The 17690-nt window shown below is 69.7% G+C and carries 20 protein-coding genes; 5 read left to right on the forward strand and 15 right to left on the reverse strand.

Going from position 1 to position 17690, the window contains the following annotated elements; translation table 11 throughout:
* The first annotated feature begins 5 nt into the window (after positions 1 to 5).
* From nirB to ACFO27_RS09020, 4 genes are read left to right on the forward strand one after another with little or no spacing between them, the layout of a single operon-like run.
* Complete coding sequence (gene nirB / locus ACFO27_RS09005) at positions 6 to 2570, forward strand: nitrite reductase large subunit NirB (RefSeq protein WP_376817046.1); 2565 nt, start codon at positions 6 to 8, stop codon at positions 2568 to 2570.
* Positions 2571 to 2581: 11 nt separating this feature from the next.
* Positions 2582 to 3085 carry a nitrite reductase small subunit NirD gene (gene nirD / locus ACFO27_RS09010; protein ID WP_376817047.1) on the forward strand — a complete coding sequence of 168 codons (504 nt, stop codon included), beginning with the start codon at positions 2582 to 2584 and terminating at the stop codon, positions 3083 to 3085.
* Positions 3063 to 4025 carry a uroporphyrinogen-III C-methyltransferase gene (gene cobA, locus ACFO27_RS09015; protein WP_376817048.1) on the forward strand — a complete coding sequence of 321 codons (963 nt, stop codon included), beginning with the start codon at positions 3063 to 3065 and terminating at the stop codon, positions 4023 to 4025. Before nirD ends, cobA begins: the two co-directional genes overlap by 23 nt.
* Positions 4022 to 4927 (forward strand): precorrin-2 dehydrogenase/sirohydrochlorin ferrochelatase family protein, encoded by a 906-nt coding sequence (locus ACFO27_RS09020; RefSeq protein WP_376817049.1) that lies wholly within the window; start codon positions 4022 to 4024, stop codon positions 4925 to 4927. The genes cobA and ACFO27_RS09020 overlap by 4 nt, the downstream gene beginning before the upstream one ends.
* An 18-nt stretch (positions 4928 to 4945) precedes the next feature.
* Here the strand turns inward: ACFO27_RS09020 and ACFO27_RS09025 are convergent, their stop codons facing one another.
* The 10 genes from ACFO27_RS09025 to ACFO27_RS09070 all read right to left on the reverse strand — a co-directional run bounded on the left by ACFO27_RS09025 (position 4946) and on the right by ACFO27_RS09070 (position 14323).
* Positions 4946 to 5554, reverse strand: coding sequence for a glutathione S-transferase (locus ACFO27_RS09025; protein ID WP_376817050.1), 609 nt, complete (start codon positions 5552 to 5554; stop codon positions 4946 to 4948).
* An 83-nt stretch (positions 5555 to 5637) separates the two neighbouring features.
* Entirely contained in the window at positions 5638 to 7347 is a 1710-nt protein-coding gene (locus ACFO27_RS09030) for an FAD-dependent oxidoreductase (RefSeq protein WP_376817051.1), read from the reverse strand.
* Entirely contained in the window at positions 7344 to 8069 is a 726-nt protein-coding gene (locus tag ACFO27_RS09035) for an SDR family NAD(P)-dependent oxidoreductase (protein WP_376817052.1), read from the reverse strand. Before ACFO27_RS09035 ends, ACFO27_RS09030 begins: the two co-directional genes overlap by 4 nt.
* Before the next feature lie 15 nt (positions 8070 to 8084).
* A complete protein-coding gene (locus ACFO27_RS09040; RefSeq protein ID WP_376817053.1) occupies positions 8085 to 8840 on the reverse strand; it encodes an SDR family NAD(P)-dependent oxidoreductase in 756 nt (251 codons plus the stop codon).
* Positions 8837 to 9556 carry an ABC transporter ATP-binding protein gene (locus tag ACFO27_RS09045; RefSeq protein WP_376817054.1) on the reverse strand — a complete coding sequence of 240 codons (720 nt, stop codon included), beginning with the start codon at positions 9554 to 9556 and terminating at the stop codon, positions 8837 to 8839. Before ACFO27_RS09045 ends, ACFO27_RS09040 begins: the two co-directional genes overlap by 4 nt.
* Entirely contained in the window at positions 9549 to 10313 is a 765-nt protein-coding gene (locus ACFO27_RS09050; protein WP_376817055.1) for an ABC transporter ATP-binding protein, read from the reverse strand. The genes ACFO27_RS09045 and ACFO27_RS09050 overlap by 8 nt, the downstream gene beginning before the upstream one ends.
* Positions 10310 to 11263: a branched-chain amino acid ABC transporter permease gene (locus ACFO27_RS09055; RefSeq protein WP_376817056.1), complete on the reverse strand. Its 954-nt coding sequence runs from the start codon at positions 11261 to 11263 to the stop codon at positions 10310 to 10312. The genes ACFO27_RS09050 and ACFO27_RS09055 overlap by 4 nt, the downstream gene beginning before the upstream one ends.
* Positions 11264 to 11265: 2 nt before the next feature.
* Positions 11266 to 12168, reverse strand: coding sequence for a branched-chain amino acid ABC transporter permease (locus ACFO27_RS09060; RefSeq protein ID WP_376817057.1), 903 nt, complete (start codon positions 12166 to 12168; stop codon positions 11266 to 11268).
* 94 nt (positions 12169 to 12262) lie between these two features.
* Complete coding sequence (locus ACFO27_RS09065) at positions 12263 to 13486, reverse strand: ABC transporter substrate-binding protein (RefSeq protein ID WP_376817058.1); 1224 nt, start codon at positions 13484 to 13486, stop codon at positions 12263 to 12265.
* A gap of 54 nt (positions 13487 to 13540) precedes the next feature.
* Complete coding sequence (locus tag ACFO27_RS09070; RefSeq protein ID WP_376817059.1) at positions 13541 to 14323, reverse strand: SDR family NAD(P)-dependent oxidoreductase; 783 nt, start codon at positions 14321 to 14323, stop codon at positions 13541 to 13543.
* A gap of 199 nt (positions 14324 to 14522) precedes the next feature.
* Here ACFO27_RS09070 and ACFO27_RS09075 point away from each other — a divergent pair, with 199 nt between their 5' ends.
* Complete coding sequence (locus ACFO27_RS09075; RefSeq protein ID WP_376817060.1) at positions 14523 to 15230, forward strand: GntR family transcriptional regulator; 708 nt, start codon at positions 14523 to 14525, stop codon at positions 15228 to 15230.
* Position 15231: 1 nt separating this feature from the next.
* On the opposite strand, the gene ACFO27_RS09080 is transcribed toward ACFO27_RS09075, so the two are convergent.
* The 5 genes from ACFO27_RS09080 to ACFO27_RS09100 form a co-directional block, all read right to left on the reverse strand.
* The gene (locus ACFO27_RS09080; protein WP_323024149.1) at positions 15232 to 15561 is read right to left on the reverse strand and encodes a YegP family protein; all 330 of its coding nucleotides are present in this window, start codon (positions 15559 to 15561) and stop codon (positions 15232 to 15234) included.
* 160 nt (positions 15562 to 15721) lie between these two features.
* Complete coding sequence (locus ACFO27_RS09085) at positions 15722 to 16252, reverse strand: cupin domain-containing protein (RefSeq protein ID WP_376817061.1); 531 nt, start codon at positions 16250 to 16252, stop codon at positions 15722 to 15724.
* Positions 16245 to 16439, reverse strand: a complete 195-nt coding sequence (locus tag ACFO27_RS09090) for a YqaE/Pmp3 family membrane protein (RefSeq protein ID WP_376817062.1) — start codon at positions 16437 to 16439, stop codon at positions 16245 to 16247. Before ACFO27_RS09090 ends, ACFO27_RS09085 begins: the two co-directional genes overlap by 8 nt.
* A gap of 105 nt (positions 16440 to 16544) precedes the next feature.
* Positions 16545 to 16997 carry an Hsp20/alpha crystallin family protein gene (locus ACFO27_RS09095; RefSeq protein WP_323024147.1) on the reverse strand — a complete coding sequence of 151 codons (453 nt, stop codon included), beginning with the start codon at positions 16995 to 16997 and terminating at the stop codon, positions 16545 to 16547.
* 291 nt (positions 16998 to 17288) lie between these two features.
* Positions 17289 to 17636 (reverse strand): two pore domain potassium channel family protein, encoded by a 348-nt coding sequence (locus ACFO27_RS09100; protein WP_323024146.1) that lies wholly within the window; start codon positions 17634 to 17636, stop codon positions 17289 to 17291.
* Between the last annotated feature and the right edge of the window lie 54 nt (positions 17637 to 17690).

A 17690-nucleotide genomic window follows, 5' to 3' on the forward strand; every position in this document is an offset into this window, starting at 1 on the left:
GAACCATGAACCCCCACGACCTTCCCGCCTCCGCCGCGGGCCCGGACGCGGCGCCGCGCCTGGTCGTCATCGGCCACGGCATGGTCGGCCACCGCCTGCTGGAAGAACTGGCGCGCGAAGCGCACGGCTACGCCATCACCGTGCTCTGCGGCGAACCCCGCCTGGCCTACGACCGGGTGCGGCTCAGCCAATGCTTCGACGGCGCGGACGCGCAGGACCTGGCGCTGGCCGACGAGGATTTCTTCCGCGAGCACGGCATCACCGTGCTGCGCGGCACGCGGGCCGCCTGGATCGACCGCAAGCGGCGCCAGGTCCACGTCTCGGACGAGCAGTTCCATCCCTACGACAAGCTGGTCATCGCCACGGGTTCCAACCCCTTCATCCCGCCCATCGAGGGCGCGGACCGGCCCGGCTGCCTGCCCTACCGCACGCTGGAGGACGTGGAGGCCATCCGCGCCTGCGCCGCCGGCAGCCGGCGCGGCGTGGTCATCGGCGGCGGCCTGCTGGGACTGGAGGCGGCCCGCGCCCTGCGCGGCCTGAACCTGGACACCCACGTCGTCGAGTTCTCCGCCCACCTGATGGCGGCGCAGCTGGACGAGCCCGGCGGACGCCTGCTGCGCGCGAAGATCGAGGCCCTGGGCATCCACGTCCACACAGGAAAGATGACCTCGGCCATCGGCGACGGCCTGCGCGCGCGCCACCGCCTGCGCTTCTCGGACGGCGATTTCCTGGAAACTGACATGGTGGTCTTTTCCGCCGGCATCCGCCCCTGCGACCGCCTGGCGCACAACTGCGGCCTGGTGATCGGCGCGCGCGGCGGCGTCGTGATCGACGAACACTGCCGCAGTTCCGACCCCGCCGTCTACGCCATCGGCGAAGTCGCCAGCTGGCGGGACGGCACGTTCGGCCTGGTGGCGCCCGGCTACGAGATGGCGCGGGTCTGCGCCGCGCACCTGCTGGGCCGGGACACGCCCGTCTTCCGGGGCTCCCTGCCCGGCACCAAGCTCAAGCTGCTGGGCGTGGACGTCGGCTCCATCGGCGACACCCACGGCCGCGCCTCCGACAGCGTCAGCTGCGTGTTCGAGGACACGCTGGCCGGCACGTACCGCAAGCTGGTCATGGACCCGAAGGGCAAGCGCCTGCGGGGCGCCGTGCTGGTGGGCGACACCGGGGCCTTCGGCCTGCTGGACCAGTATTTCAGCAACGGCCTGGACCTGCCCGCGCAACCCGCCACGCTGATCGCGCCGCAGGCCGGCGCCGCGCCGGCGCTGGGCGTGGACGCGCTGCCCGACACGGCGCAGATCTGTTCCTGCAACCAGGTCAGCAAGGGCGCCCTGTGCGGCGCCATCGCCGACGGCTGCACGACCCTGGGCGACCTGAAGGCCCGCACCCGGGCGGGCACCACCTGCGGCGGCTGTGTCCCCCTGGTCAAGCAGGTGCTGGAAAGCGAACTGCAGCGCCGGGGCATCGCCGTGGACCACAGCCTGTGCGAACACTTCCCCTACAGCCGGCAGGAACTCTACCACCTGATCCGCGTCAACGGCATCCGCGACTTCAAGACCCTGATCACCCGCCACGGCAAGGGCAAGGGCTGCGACCTCTGCAAACCCACGGCGGCGTCGATCTTCGCCTCGTGCTGGAACGAATACGTGCTGGCGCCCCAGCACGCGCCCCTGCAGGACAGCAACGACGCCTACCTGGGCAATCTGCAGAAGGACGGCACCTATTCCGTGGTGCCGCGCATTCCGGGCGGGGAAATCACCCCCGACAAGCTGATCGTCATCGGCGAAGTCGCCCGCAAATACGACCTGTACACCAAGATCACCGGCGGCCAGCGCATCGACCTGTTCGGCGCGCGGCTGGAACAGCTGCCGGCGATCTGGCGCGAACTGGTCGACGCCGGCTTCGAATCCGGCCACGCCTACGGCAAGGCCCTGCGCACGGCCAAGTCCTGCGTGGGCAGCACCTGGTGCCGCTTCGGCGTGCGGGACTCGGTGGGCATGGCCATCCGCCTGGAACAGCGCTACCGGGGCCTGCGCTCGCCGCACAAGATCAAGATGGCCGCCTCGGGCTGCACGCGCGAATGCGCCGAGGCCCAGAGCAAGGACGTGGGCATCATCGCCACCGAAAAGGGCTGGAACCTGTACGTCTGCGGCAACGGCGGCATGCGCCCGCGCCACGCGGAACTGCTGGCCTCGGACCTGGACGACGACACCCTGATCCGCATGATCGACCGGTTCCTGATGCTCTACATCCGCACGGCCGACAAGCTGCAGCGCACCGCCACCTGGCGCGAAAGCCTGGAAGGCGGCCTGGACTACCTGAAGGACGTGGTCGTGAACGACAGCCTGGGCCTGGGCGCGGAACTGGAGGCGCAGATGCAGGCCCTGGTGGACGCCTACGAATGCGAATGGGCCGCCACCCTGAAGGACGAACGGGCCCTGCGCCGCTTCCGCCCGCTGATCAACAGCGACGCGCCCGACGAGCACATCGTCCACGTGCGCGAACGCGGCCAGCCGCGCCCGGCCACCGTGCGCGAACGTGAAGCGCTGGCCGCGCCGGCCGAATGAAGGAGAACGCCATGAAGCCATCGACCCACCGCCGCGCCAAGGGCGCCGCCGAGCCCTTCGTCCCGGACAGCGCGGAACACCGTGCGCCACGCGCCCGCGGCGCCGCGGGCGGCGACACGGGTGCCCACGACGGCACGGAAGACACCGGCTGGCAGCCCGTCTGCCGCCTGGAGGACCTGATCCCGGACGCCGGCGTCGCGGCCCGCGCCCATGGCGCACAGGTCGCCGTGTTCCTGACCGAGGCGGGCCCCTTCGCCCTGGATCACGTCGACCCCTTCTGCGGCGCGGCCGTGCTGGCGCGCGGCATCGTCGGCGAACTCCAGGGCCATCCGGTCGTCGCCTCGCCCATGTACAAGCAGCATTTCCGCCTGGACACCGGCCAGTGCCTGGAGGACGCCACCGTGCGTGTGCGCCGCTGGCCGTTGCGCGTGGACGCCGACGGCGTCCTGAGCGTTGGCCGCCCCGAAACCATCCATTTCCTGGAGGCCGGCCATGCATCCGAAACCACCGCATGAATCCCCGCCGGACGCGGCCGCCCCGCGTCCGGCCCGGGCGAACGGTTCCGTCCCGGCCGCCGCACTGGCGCCCGGCCACGTCTGGCTGGTGGGCGCCGGCCCCGGCGACCCGGACCTGATCACCCTGCGCGGCCTGCGCGCCCTGCAGGCCGCCGACGTGGTGTTCCACGACAGCCTGGCCGCCCCGGAACTGCTGGACCACTGCCGTCCCGACGCCCTCCGGATCCCCGTGGGCAAGCGGGCGGGCCGACACAGCGTCCCGCAGGAAGACATCCACGTCCTGCTGGCCGCGCACGCCCGGGCCGGCCTCGCGGTCGTGCGCCTGAAGGGCGGCGACCCCTTCATCTTCGGGCGCGGCGGCGAGGAAATGGAATTCCTGCGCGCCCAGGGCATCCCGGTGACGGTGGTGCCCGGCGTCACCGCCGCCTCGGGCTGTGCGGCGGCCACCGGCATCCCGCTCACGCACCGCGACCTGGCGGCCGGCGTCTGCCTGATGACCGCGCACCGCCAGGACGGCGTGCGCGGCCTGGACTGGACATCCCTGGCGGCGGACCGCCAGCGAACCCTGGTGTTCTACATGGGCCTGTCCCAGGCCGGCCACGTCGGCACGGAACTGCTGCTGCACGGCCTGCCCGGCGCCACGCCGGCCGCGCTCATTTCCCAGGGCGCCACGCCGCGCCAGAAGGCCGTGCGCTGCACGCTGGCCGACCTGGCCCGGACCGCCCGCCATGGAGGCCTGAAATCGCCCTGCCTGATCGTGATCGGCGACGTCGTCGCCCTGGCCGATCCGGCGCTCGCGCCCTGGGCGGAAGACCCGCCGCAATGCGGGGCCGGCCATCCCGGAGAGGCGCCGGCGGACCGCGCATCCGGCCCGGCCGGCACGATCGCCCCCGGCCGGAACGACCGCCCGGCCGGCCGCCCCCTGGCCTGCCCCGCATGAAAGCCCTGTATCCGCTCTTCGCCGACCTGGACGGCCGCACGGTCCTGGTCGTGGGCGGCGGCGCCGTGGCCGAGCGCAAGGCGCGCGTCCTGCTGAACTGCGGCGCGGCGGTCCGGGTCGGCGCGCCGCGCCTGACCCGCGCGCTGCGGGCCTGGGCCGAGGCAGGCCGCCTCGCGCACCTGGACGGCCCGTTCCAGGACGACTGGCTGGCCTGCGCCTGGCTGGTCGTCGCGGCCACCGACGACCGCGCGCTCAACGCCCGCATCAAGGCCGCCGCCGACGCCCGCCGCATCCTGGCCAACGTCGTCGACGACCCGGCGCTGTCGTCCTTCCAGGTGCCGGCCGTCGTCGACCGCACCCCCCTGACCATCGCCATTTCCTCGGGGGGCGCCGCCCCGGTCCTGGCCCGGCGCCTGCGCGAACGCATGGAATCCCTGTTCGACCCCGCGCTGGGCCCCCTGGCGCGGCTGGCCCGCGACCATCGGCCCGCCATCCGCCAGGCCTATCCCGACCACGGCGCGCGCCGCCGCTTCTACGACTGGCTGTACGACGGCCCGGTCCTGGAACAATTGCGCGCGGACGACGCCCGCGAAGCGGAACGCATGCTGCTCGCCCGCCTGGACGAAGCCGGCGACGAGCCGGCGCCGCCGCGCACCCTGCGCTGGATCGCCCCCTGCCCCGCCGACCCGGGCGACATCACCCTGAGCCAGCTGCGCGCCCTGAACGAGGCCGACGTGCTGGTGCACGACACGCACATCAACGAGGCCGTGCTGTCCCTGGCGCGGCGCGACGCGGACCGCCGGCCGCTGGAAACGGACCGGCACGAGGACGCCGGGTCTCGGGAAGCCCGGGTGCTGGCGCTGTGCGCGGGGTACCGGAACGCGGTGGCGCTGGTGCCGTAGCGCCGCGCGGCGCGGACCTCAGGCCTTCAGCACCGTGGCCCGCATCGAAAGCCGCTGGTCGAAGCCGGCGAACCAGGCCGACAGGCCGGGGCAGGCGCCGCGCCAGTCCAGGTCCGGGAACCGCAGGTCCAGGTAGCCAAGCGCGCTGGCCAGCGCGATCACCCCAATGTCCAGCCGGCCGGCCGGCCAGCCGCCCACCGCCTGCTCGAACCGGGCCAGGGCGCCGCGCGCCTTTTCCTCCTGGGTCTCGCGCCAGGCCGGCCATTGGCGCTCGGCGGGCCGCAGCACGGCTTCGTAGCGCATCAGCAGGGCGGCGTCCAGGATGCCGTCGGCCAGGGCCTGGTCGACCAGGGCGGCCCACTTGGCCTCGCCCGCCGGGATCAGCCCGCCCCCGCCCAGATCGTTCAGGTATTCGCACACGACCCGGCTGTCGTACAGCGCCCGGCCGTCGTCCGTGATCAGCGTCGGCAGCTTGCACAGGGGGTTGTCCCGCATCAGTTCGGGGTTGTGCGCCGTGGGCAGGGTGACGACCGGGGCCAGTTCGATCCGGTCGGCCAGGCCCAGCTCATGGGCGGCGACCAGGCATTTGCGCACGTAGGGCGAGGTCGACGAGTAGTACAGTTTCATGCGTCTCTCCGAAGGTCAGAATTCCAGGCCGGGTCGCGGCGGGCCCGACGCCTGCGCTTTCACGCGCGGTCCATGACTCGCGTTCAATCGTCCGCCGCCAGCGCGCGGCCCGCGATCCAGCCGAACGTCAGCGCGGGGCCCAGGGTGATGCCCGGCCCCGGATAGGCGCCGCCCATCACCGACTGCATGTCGTTGCCCGCGACGAACAGGCCGGGAATGGGATGCCCACGCGCGTCCAGCGCCCGCGCCCGTTCGTCCGTGCGGATGCCGCAGGCCGTGCCGATGTCGCCCGCTACCACCTCGACGGCATAGTAGGGCCCCCGCCCCAGGGGGCGCAGGCAGGCGTTGGGCTGGTGCGCCGGGTCGCCCAGGTAGCGGTTGTAGGCGGTCGATCCCTTGCCGAAATCGGTGTCCTCGCCGCGCGCGGCCAGGCCGTTGTAGCGGTCGACCGTCGCGGCCAGGCGCGCCGCGTCGATCCCCAGGCGCGCCGCCAGATCGGGCAGCGTGGCGGCGCGGATCAGATACCCGTCGTCGATCAGATGCTGGCGCGGACGGCCACCCGGCAAGGCCAGGCCCAGGCCCCAGGTCTCGATGAAGGCGTGGTCGCAAACCAGATAAGCGGGGATTTCCGGCGATGGATCGCTCCGGTACATCACGCTGACGAACTCGTGGTACGAGGCCGATTCGTTGACGAAGCGCTCACCGCGCCGGTTGACGGCGATCAGGCCCGGCTTGGCGCGGTCCCAGACCAGGTGCGGATAGCGGACCACCGTGCCGTCCGCCTTGCGCCACAGGGACACCGGCGCCCAGAACGCCGGTGACACATGACCCGTCCCCATGACCGCCCCGGCCTCGCGCGCCAGGCCGATGCCCTCTCCCCGATTGCCTTCGGGCGCCATGGACCAGGGCCCGGTGGGCTGCGGATAGCAAGCGGCCCGCAATTCGGCGTCCCAGGGGAAACCGCCGGTGGCGACGACGACGCCCTTGAGCGCCCGGATGCGCCGCACGGCCCCGCCCTGTCCGGCCTCGACCCCCGCGACGCGGCCCTGCGCGTCGCGGCACAGCCGCCGGGCCGGCGTATTCAGGCGGTAGGGGATCCGCTCCCGCAGGACGGCGTGGAACAGCCACGCGGCCAGGGCGTTGCCCAGCAGCAGGCGCGTGCCGCGATGATGGCCGCGCAGGCGGTCCATCCAGTAGGCCAGCACCAGCTTGCCGCCATGCCAGAACGACTTGGGCGAACGCCAGGCGCCCAGCAGGTGGTAGACGTCCGTGACGTTGACCATCATGCCGCCCAGGACGACGAATTCCTTCAGGGGGTCGCGCAGTTCCTTGAAATGCGCGCCCAGCCGCTTGCCGTCGAAGGGCTGCGGATCCATGGCCCGGCCGCCCAGGGACGCGCCCGGCCGGTCGGGATAATAGTCCGGCGAATACGGCCGCGCCGCCAGCGCCAGCGCGCCGCGCGCCTGCAGGTATTCCACCATTGCCGGGCCGTTTTCCAGGTAGGCCCGCAACATCTCCGGCGGCGAGGCGTCGCCCACGGTCCGCCGCAGGTATTCCCAGACCTGCTCGAACGTATCATCGCCGTGGCCGGCCGCGGCCGCCCCCGGGTTCAGGGGAATCCAGACCGCCCCGCCCGACACCGCGGTCGAGCCGCCGATGCGATCGGTCTTTTCCAGCAGCAGCGCCCGCAGGCCTTCGAAATGACACGTCAGCGCCGCCGACATGCCGGCCGCCCCCGACCCCAGCACCACCACATCGACGGTTTCATCCCATTGCGCGTCGTCCATCCTCATGCTCCCGATCCGCCCAGGGACTTGCCGCCGTCGACGAACAGCACCTGCCCGGTGATGAAGGACATTTCCGGACCCGCCAGGAACGACACCGCGTGGGCGATGTCCTCGGGCGTGCCCGCCTTGCCGGTCGGCTGCAGCGCAAGCTGGGCCGCCAGCCGCTCCGGCGTCAGCGCGCGCAGCATCGGCGTATCGATCAGGCCCGGCGCGATCGCGTTGACCAGGATCCCCCGTTCGGCCAGCTCCATCGCGCTCGCCCGGGTATAGCCCACCAGCGCCGCCTTGGACGCCACGTAATGCGCGTGATGGCGCGCCCCCAGGTAGGCGCGCGAGGCGATGTTCACCACCTTGGCGCCGGGAGCCATCCGCGCGGCGGCCTTCTGCGTCAGGCTGGCCGCCGCGATCAGGTTCACTTCGAACATGCGGCGGAAATCGTCCTGCGACACGTCGAAGAACTTGCGTTCGTCGAACAGGCCGGCGCTGTTGACCAGCGCCGCCAGCGGCGGCAGTCCGCCGATCAGCGCGTCGAGCTGCGCCTCGTCGGCCAGATCCGCCACGCGCGGCTCGATTTCGAGCCCCTCGCCCCGCAGGCGGTCAGCCAGCGCGCGCAAGGGTGCTTCGCCGCGATCGACCGCCACGACCCTGAAACCGTCCCGCGCCAGGCGCCGGACGATCGCCTGCCCCATGCCGCCGGCCGCGCCGGTGACCATCGCCACTGATTTCATGCCAATTTCCTCGTTTCAAGCCGATAAAAAGCCGCCGTCCACCGGCAGCACGACGCCCGTCACATAACTGGCCATCTCCGAGGCCAGGAACACGACGGGGCCGACGATTTCCCCGGGTTCTCCGCCCCGACCCATCGGCGCGCGCGTCATGAACCAGTCCGCGCCGCCGGGCGCCGCGAGCTGCGGCGCCACCATCTCGGTCAGCATCAGGCCGGGCGCCACCGCGTTCACGCGCACCCCGAACGGCGCCAGGTCGCGCGCCAGCGCCTGGGTGAAGGAACGCACCGCGCCCTTGGACGCGACGTAGGCCGCCGACGAAATCCCGCTGACGAAGGCCACGACCGACGACAGATTGACGATGCAGCCGCGCGTGGCCTTGATCTGCCCGACGAACGCGTGCGTGACGTTGAACAGACCGTCCAGGTTCACGGCGACCACCCGGTCCCAGACCTCGCGGGACTGCGGATCGTCGATGCGCGCGCGGCCCGCAACCCCCGCGTTGTTCACCAGGATGTCGACCGGCCCCAGGCGCGCCGCCAGGTCCCCGGCCCAGCGGTCGACCGCCTCGCGGTCGGTCACGTCGATCGCCTCGCCCCAGGCCTGGCCGCCCCCGGCGCGGATGCGGCCGGCCAGGTCCCGGGCGCGCGCGCCGTCCAGGTCGGCCACGATCACCCGCGCGCCCTGCGCGGCGAACCCTTGCGCGATGGCCGTTCCCAGGCCGCCCGCCGCGCCCGTCACCAGGGCCAGCTTGTCGTCCAGCAGCGCCATCATCCCCCCAGGTAGGCCCGTTGCACGGCCTCGTCGTTCCTCAGGTCCGCCGAGGCGCCCTGCAACACGATCTCGCCGTTTTCCAGGATGTAGGCGTGGCTGGACACCGACAGGGCCAGCTTCGCGTTCTGTTCGACCAGCAGGATGGTGATGCCCTGCTCGCGGTTCAGCGTGCGCACCGTCTCGAAGATCTGCTCCACCACCAGCGGCGCCAGGCCCATGGAAGGCTCGTCCAGCAGGATCATGCGCGGACGGGCCATCATGGCGCGTGCCGTGGCCAGCATCTGCTGCTCGCCGCCCGACAGTGTGGCGGCCTTCTGGCCGATGCGCTCGCGCAGGCGCGGGAAGATGTCGCACATCGCATCCAGGTCGCGGGCCACCGCCGCGCGGTCCTTGCGCGTGTAGGCGCCCATCTCCAGGTTCTCGCGCACGCTCATGTCGCGGAATATCTCGCGCCCCTCGGGCACCTGGATGATGCCCCGCCGGACGATGTGGTCGGCCGCCATGCGGTGAATGGGCTCGCCGTCGAAGCGCACGGTCCCGCGCGTCGGCCGCACCAGGCCCGACACCACGTTCAGGGTCGTGGACTTGCCCGCCCCGTTGGCGCCCAGCAGGGCGACGATCCCGCCCGCGGGCACTTCCAGGGACACGTCGTGCAGGGCGGAAATGTTGCCGTAGGCGGCCGAGACGGACTCGATCGAGAGAAACGGCTCACTCATCATCGGTCCCCTTGCCCAGGTAGGCCTCGATCACGCGCGCGTCCGAGCGGATCTCGGCCGGCGTGCCCTCGGCGATCTTGTGTCCGAAGGACATCACGGTGATCCGGTGCGAAATCGACATCACCAGCTGCATCACGTGCTCGACCAGCAGCACCGTCACGCCCTCGCCGCCGGCCAGTTCGGTGAGGATGCGGTCCAGCTTGTCGATCTCGCGGTTGCGCAGTCCCGCCGCCGGCTCGTCCAGCAACAGCAGCTTCGGCCTGATCGCCAGCGCGCGCGCCAGTTCCAGCATCTTCTGGCGCCCGAAGTCCAGGCCGTTGGCCTTGGCGTCCAGGAAATCGGCCAGGCCGACCCGTTCGAGCAGGTGATGCGCGAACTCGCGGTTCTCGGCCGACGGACGGCGCAGCAGCCGCGCCAGGCCCCGGGCGCCGTAGGAATACGTGCCCAGCAGCACGTTCTCCTCGACCGTGAGCTCGCTGAAGAGCTCCAGATTCTGGAACGTGCGCGCCACCCCGAGCGCCGCCATCTCCGAGGCGCCCCGCCGCGTGACGTCCGAGCCCGCCAGCGCGATCGAGCCGCCCGTGGGATCGTAGTAGCGGGAAATGCAGTTGAAGGTGGTGGACTTGCCGGCCCCGTTGGGCCCGATCAGGGCGTGGATCCGCCCCTGGCCGACCTCGAAGGACAGGCCGTCCACGGCGGTCAGGCCGCCGAAGCGCACCGTCAGGCCCTTGATCGACAGCATTGTCTGAGGGTTCATGTGCCGACTCCCCCATGGGACTCGGCCGGCGGCGCCTTCCGCGCGCGGCTCCGTCCGCTGAACAATCCGCGCGGTGCGAACATCATGAAGCCGATCAGGATCAGGCCGTAGATGATCTCCTGGAAGGACAGCACCTGGCGCAGCAGTTCCGAGATCAGGCCGAAGATCAGGGCGCCGATCACGGCCCCGCGCACCGAGCCGATGCCGCCCACCACGATCATGATGAGGATCAGGATCGTGGTCCAGAAGCCCAGGCTCTCGGGATGGATGAAGGAGGCGAAGGTCGTATACAGGCCGCCCGCCACCCCCGCGTAGGCGGCCGAGCACATGAAGGCGACCCGCTTGACGACGTTGGCGTCGATGCCCATGGCCTGCGCGGCCACGTCGCTCTCGCGCACCGCGCGGAACGCCGCGCCCAGCTGCGAACGCGACAGCCGCACGGTCAGCCACAGCATCAGGGCGGCGCCCAGCACCACGAAGGGATAGGCGCGCAGGTCGGAGGTCAGATCGAAGCCGAAAAACCGGGCCGGCGACATCTGGTAGCCGTTCGAGCCGTTGGTCACCTCGGTCCAGTTCAGGAACACCCACTGCATGGCCTCGCCGAAGGCGAAGGTGGACAGGGCCAGGTAGATGTCCCGCATCCGGATCGCCAGGGCGCCCAGCAGGTAGCCCAGCGCCGCCGTGATCACGCCGGAGGCCAGCACCGACACCACGAAATTCAGGTGCCAGGCGTTGTTGATGATGCCGGCCGCGTAGATGCCGATCCCGTAGAAGGCGGCGTGCGACAGGGCGAACTGCCCGGTCTCGCCGATCACGATGTGCAGGCCCAGCGCCAGCACGATGTAGATCATCAGCAGGTTGACGATGTACAGCACGTAGCCGCTGGCCGTGAACGGCAGCACCGCCAGCACCACCGCCAGCGCCGCCAGGCCCCATTTGTCGAAATCCATTTTCATACTTTCTTGACCTGCGCTTTGCCGCCGAGGATGCCCTGCGGACGGACGATCAGAACGATCAGGATGGCGAGGAACGGCGCCACGACGATGGCGTTGGTCGACACGAACAGCCCCACCAGGTTCTCGGCGACGCCGATGATGAAGCCGCCCACGACCGCGCCCGGAATGCTGGTGATGCCGCCCACGATCGCCGCGGCGAACGCCAGGATCGCCACGTGGCCGATGTCCGGCGTGATCAGGATCTTGGGCGTGATCAGGATGGCCGACACGGCCGAGATCAGGCCGGCCAGCGCCCAGACCGCCATGCGGATGCGCACCAGGCTGACGCCCACGATCTGGGAAGCCCTGGGATTCATGCCCACCGCCCGCATCGCCTTGCCGATGCGCGTGTGGTTGAACAGGACGTACAGCGCCAGCATCACCGCGACCGCCGTGAACAGGATCATCAGGTCCAGGCGCGTCAGCACCGCGTCGCCGATCACCACGGTATCGCTCGAGATCAGCGCCGGCAGCGAGCGCGGCGCATCCCCCAGGCCGGTCTGGCGCACCGCGCCCTTGAGCACGTAGGCCAGGCCCAGCGTGGCGATCACCAGCTGCACGCCCACGCCCTTGGCCCGGATCACCCGCTCCATCACCACACGCTGGAACAGCGCGCAGATCGCCGCGACCGCCGCCAGCGTCGCCGGGATGACCACCGCGTAATGCCACCCCAGCACCAGGATCATGAACAGCGCCACATAGCCGCCCACCATGAAGATCTCGCCCTGCGCGAAGTTCGGCACGTCCGTCGTCTTGAACACGATCACGACCGCCACCGCGAGCAAGGCATAGACGCTGCCCGTCACCAGGCCGGACCACACGCCCTGCTGCAGGAAAAGCCAGATATCCGCAAAACTCATCGATTGCTCCACAGACGCCGCGCCGCCGGCGCGCGCATCGGCGAGCGCTCCGCCGGGCCGGGGACGCCGAGGCGCCCCCGACCGCGCGAAGGGCTCACTGCTTCGGCTTGTAGGTCCAGGCGCTCTTGAAGGAGCCCGGGATCAGGTCCTTGTGTTCGCCATCGAATTTCAGGTAGATCGCCGATTTCTGCGCCGCGTGGTCGTCCGGCGTGAACTCGACCGGGCTGGCCATCACGCCCGTGTCCAGCTTGAAATGCTGCAAGGCGGCCAGCACCTTCTCGCGCGTGGGCTCCGGACCCGCGTCCTTCAGGGCCTGCACCACCGTCATCGCCGGCGGCAGGCCATAGGGCATGTAGCTCTGCGGATGGCCCGGCTTGGCGGCGAGGTCCGGGTAGTATTCCTTGTACATGTCGTAGACCCACTTCATCTTCGGATCCGACGGCAGGCCCGCCACCACGTCCTGGATGTAGAAGTTCTTCAGGGCCGCCGGGCCGCCGACGTTCTCGACCAGCTGGGCCAGGTCGGCCGTGCCGGTGACCGCCAGCACGATGGGCTTGTTCCAGCCGAGCTCGTGCGCCTTCTTGATGATCAGCGCCGCGGGACGGGCGTAGGTCGTCAGCAGGAGCACGTCCGGATTGGCCGCGCGCACCTTCAGCATCGGCGCCGTGACGTCGTTGATGGACGGATTGACCGACTGCACGCTCAACGAGACCCCGTCATGCTGCCTGGCCTGGAATTCCGCGGTGGTCAGGTTCCAGCCGCCGTAGGCGTCGTCGTGGTTGATGTAGCCGATCTTCTTCGCCTTCAGGTGCTGGACCGCGAACTCGACCATCGAGCCGCCCACCGCGTACTGCGAGATCGAGAAGGCGCCGTAGATGTACCGGGACGGCGGATACAGCGCGCCGTCGCCCGAGGCGTTCAGCATCAGGAAGGGCACCTTGGCGCGCTCGACGTATTCCTTGGCCGCCACCACCGCGGCCGAGCACGAACCGCCGTTGAGCAGGAACACGTGGTCCTGCTCGACCAGCTTCTTGACCGCCGCCACCAGGTCGTTGGCGTTGCAGCGGGTGTCCTCGATCACCAGCTCGATCTTGCGGCCGTGGATGCCGCCATCCTTGTTGACCTTGTCGTAGTACATCTTGGCCGCGTTGACCACGTCGAACCCGTAGGCCATGCCGCTGCCCGACAGTGGCGAGAACAGGCCGATCCGGATGGTGGAATCGGTGATGCCGGGCTCGGCGGCCCGGGCCGTCCCCGCCAGGCCCAGGCCCGCGACGGCCACGCACAGGGCCGCTTTTTTGAAAATATCGAATTTCATGATGTCTCCTCGTGGATTTCCCGTTGACCTCCGCCCTGGCCGTGCAGGCCCGGCCTACTGCATGCGATAGCCGCCATTGACGTCGATGACGCTGCCCGTGATGTAGCCCGACCGCGGCGAGGCCAGGAAACCGACCGCGTCCGCCACGTCGTCGGGGGTGCCGATCCGCCCCAGCGGGATGGCCTCGGCCGCGTCCCGCAGGGCGCCGCTGCTGCCCACCGTGCTGCGCAGCATGTCGGTGTCGATCAGCCCCGGGGACACACTGTTGACCGTGATGCCCATGCGCGACACTTCGCGGGCCATGGCCTTGGTCAGCCCCAGCACGGCGGACTTGGCCGCGATGTAGGACGCGCTGGAGCGGTAGCCCCCCAGTTGCGCGGCCACCGAACTGAACGTGATGAAGCGGCCGTCCCGGACCGGCCGGCTTTCACGGTGACGGATGTAGGCGCGCGCGCACAGGAAGACCCCGCGCGCGTTCACGGCGAAGCTGCGCTCCCAGGTGTCCAGCGGCGTGGACTTGATCAGCGGGCGCTGGCCGTCGGGCTGGAACAGCAGCAGGCCGGCGGCGGACACCACGGTGGCGACTGGCCCCAGCCCGGCCTCGATCTCGTCGAAGGCCCGCTCGACCCTGGCTTCGTCGCTGACGTCGAACGCGCGCCATTCGTGCCCGCCCTCCAGCCCCCGGATCGCCGCCGCCGCCCGGTCCGCGTCCAGGTCGCATGCCACCACCCGGTAGCCGTCGCCGGCCAGGCGATGGCAGATCCGCGTCCCGATTCCCCCGCCCGCTCCCGTTACCAGAGCGATCCTGCGCTGTCCCGCATCCGAATGTCCCGCCATGCCTCACCTTTCATGTATACATAACAACCGAATTTTCCTGATTTCCCCTGATGATCACAGGGCAAATCAGGGAAAATTCTTGATCTAGGTTTATTATGCATACATGGAAAGCAGATAGTCATCCGGGTTTCCACCTAAATTCGGCTGTATTCCCCTTCTGCTTTCATCACTTTTTCTGGTCTATGTATACAATGTCCTTATGAATACCCTGGCCGAGCACGTCACCGAGACCCTGCGCAACTGGATCCTGCAAGGCATCCTGGCCCCGGGGGAACGCCTGGAGGAAATCCCCCTGGCCGAAAAGCTCGGGGTCTCGCGCACCCCCATCCGCGCGGCGCTCGCCAACCTGGGCAACGAGGGGCTGCTGGAGCACCTGCCCAAGCGCGGCTACTCGGTGCGCGTCTACCAGTACGAGGACATCATCGGCGCCTACGAAGTGCGCGCCGTGCTCGAAGGCCTGGCCTGCCGGCGCGCGGCCCACCAGGGCCTGTCCGGCCTGGACATCAGCCGGCTCAAGGCCTGCCTGGCCGAGGGCGACACGATCCTGGCCAAGGGCGTGCTGCTGCCCGAGGACCACCAGCCCTATCAGCAGATGAACATCACGCTGCACGAGACACTGCTGAAAGCGGCGGAAAATTCCTGGGTCACGCGATTCGCCACCCAGGCGCAGACGGCGCCGTTCGCCTCGGACCGGATCATGCTGTGGGACGACCACGGCGTGATCCTGCGGTCCCACAATGACCACCACCGCATCGTCGCCGCCGTCATCGAGCGCGACGGCGCGCGCGCCGAACAACTGATGCGCGAGCACGTGTACTACGCGGGCCTGCTCTTGCGGGACAACTACGAACGGCTGAGCGGGCAGGCCGTGCCGCCGGCGCACGGGCCGGACGACAGGCAAGCGTGAGTCAGGTTTCGTCCTTCACCACGCCGGCCGGGCCGTTGGCCTTGACCGAATCGATGCCCTTGTCGCGGGCGGCGGCGGTGGTGTACATCTCGCTGCTGCCGATGACTTCGCCATTGGCGGCGGCCAAGCTGAAATAATGGGACCCGTCCTTGGCCGTCAGGCGGCGGTAGCGGGCATCGTCGGCGGCGTTCTTGCGCACCGATTCGATGCCCTGCTGGGCGGACGCCTTGGACGCGTACCGCTGGCTGGTCAGGATCACCTGGTGATTGCCGGACCTGAGGTTGAACATGAAATGTTCGCCGCTGCGCTTGAGGATGTAATCGCCGCTCATGGATTCGTCTCCGGTTTCTGGTTTTCCGGGCAGGCGCGGTCCACGCCCGTCCTTGCCCGGACACTATATCGCAAGCGATCCAGGCCCCGCGTCCGCGGCTGCGCTTTTATCAAAATTTGACACTTCAAGCGGATGGACCCGGAACCGTGCCGGCAGCCGCCTATTTCAACAGCCGTCCGATCCAGTCGCCATGGCGGCGGATCGCCGGCGCCAGGTCCGACTCATCGGCCAGCTGGAAGCCGGAGAACTCGAAGCCCGGCGCCACCGCGCACCCCACCAGGGCGAAATCACCGGGATGGACCAGTTCGGCCGCGAACCAGCGGCCCGCGTCCACCACCGCCTGGAAGACCGCGCCGGCATGGCGCAAGGGGTCCCCCAGCCGATGCGTGACGAGCCCGCCATCGGGCGACAGCACATGCAGCGCCAGCGGCCCGCCCGCATGGAAATACCAGGTCTCGTCCGCGTCGATCCGGTGCCAGGCCGAGCAGGCGCCCTGCGCCAGCAGGTAGTAGATGGACGTCCCGGCGCTGCGCGGCGTCCCCTGGAACGGCACTCGCAGACCGGAACGGAAGACCTCGCGGTAATAGCCGCCTTCGGGATGGGGCTGGAGGCCCAGCGCCGCCACCAGCGTCCGCCAGGCCTCGGGATCGCCCGGGGGCGCGGCGCCCCCGACCCGCGGGGATTCAAGCACGGCCGCCCATCGCCTTTTCGATCTTCTTGTCGGTGTTGTACTGGCTGAGCGCGTAGACCGCCCAGATCGCCGCCGGAATCCAGCCGATCAGCGTCAGCTGCAGGATCAGGCAGATCACCCCCGAGAAGGGGCGGCCGATGGTGAAGAACGCCAGCCAGGGCAGCAGCAGGGCAATGATGAGGCGCATGTCGCACGTCCAGTGGTTGAGGAATGAAGCGGATATTCTACCGGGAGACGAAAAAGGGGCGGCGCGGCCCGCAAGCCGCCCCGCCCCTTCCCGGAAGATCGCCGCCTACTGGATGTCCAGCTGCCGGGCGCCCTGGCTGCTCTCCTTCTTGGGCAGCGTCAGTTCCAGCACGCCGTCCGCGCAGCGGGCGGACGCCCCGGCCACGTCGATGTCGTGGCCCAGGCTGAAGCGGCGCATCTGCACGCCGTGATAGCGTTCGCGGCGCAGCACCGTCTCGCCTTCCTTCTCCACGTCTTCCCGGGTCTTTTCCACCCGGATCGACACCACATTGCCCTCGATCGAGACCTTGACGTCTTCCTTGCGGGCGCCAGGAACCTCGGCCTTGACGGCATAGGCCTGTTCCGTCTCGGTCACATCGATGTTCAGGCGCGGCTCGTCGCCGCGGCCGGACAGGGCCGAAGTCAGCGGGAAACGATTGAAGAAGTCGTCGATCCCCCGCAGGCTCTCGAAACCCGCCAGATCCCCGAACGGATTGAAACGTGTCAGATGATTTGCCATATCGAACCTCACAATGCGGTCAACCATAGGAAAAGGCGCGGACGGCGCACGGACATACACCATCCCGCCCATGCTTTCAATATGGGTTTTCTCCGACCGGAATTCAAGCGGCCCGGGCGGGGAAAGTGGGGCGGTATTGACGGCGGTCAAACGCCTGAGCCCGGCACCTTCATCTCCCCGGATAGCGCTTCCCGCCGCTGTCCGGACAGCAGCAGCGCCCGCCCCTGGGCCCCGTGCAATCAGTGTGCCCGAGCGGCACGAACAAGCAGCGCCCGATCGCCCTCGCGGGCCTCAATCGTCCGCCTCGTCCAGATGGAACTTGTGCATGATGCGATGGGCGATCGGCGCCAGCACGACGCCCAGGGCCGCCATCACCACCAAGCCGACGAAGAAGCCGTAGACGGCGGAAAAGATCTTGCCGCCCGACGACTCCGGCATCGCGTAGGTACCAATGCCACCGATGATGAAAGCCGCGTTCATCAGGGCATCGTGCCAGTCGTGGCCACCGAGGAACCTATGGCCGAGCACCCCTATGCACAGCGTGACGGCGACCAGCAGCAGGGCATAGCCGACGTGCCAGGCCAGGCGACGGCGGAAATGCGCGGTGGGCAGCAAGGGGGCGTTGCGGGATTCGTACATGGGGAGCGCCTCTTTCAGCAACAGTCTACCCAATTCGACGAATATGTCACGGCG

Source organism: Castellaniella denitrificans, assembly GCF_042653765.1.
Taxonomy (GTDB): Bacteria; Pseudomonadota; Gammaproteobacteria; order Burkholderiales; family Burkholderiaceae_B; genus Castellaniella; species Castellaniella denitrificans.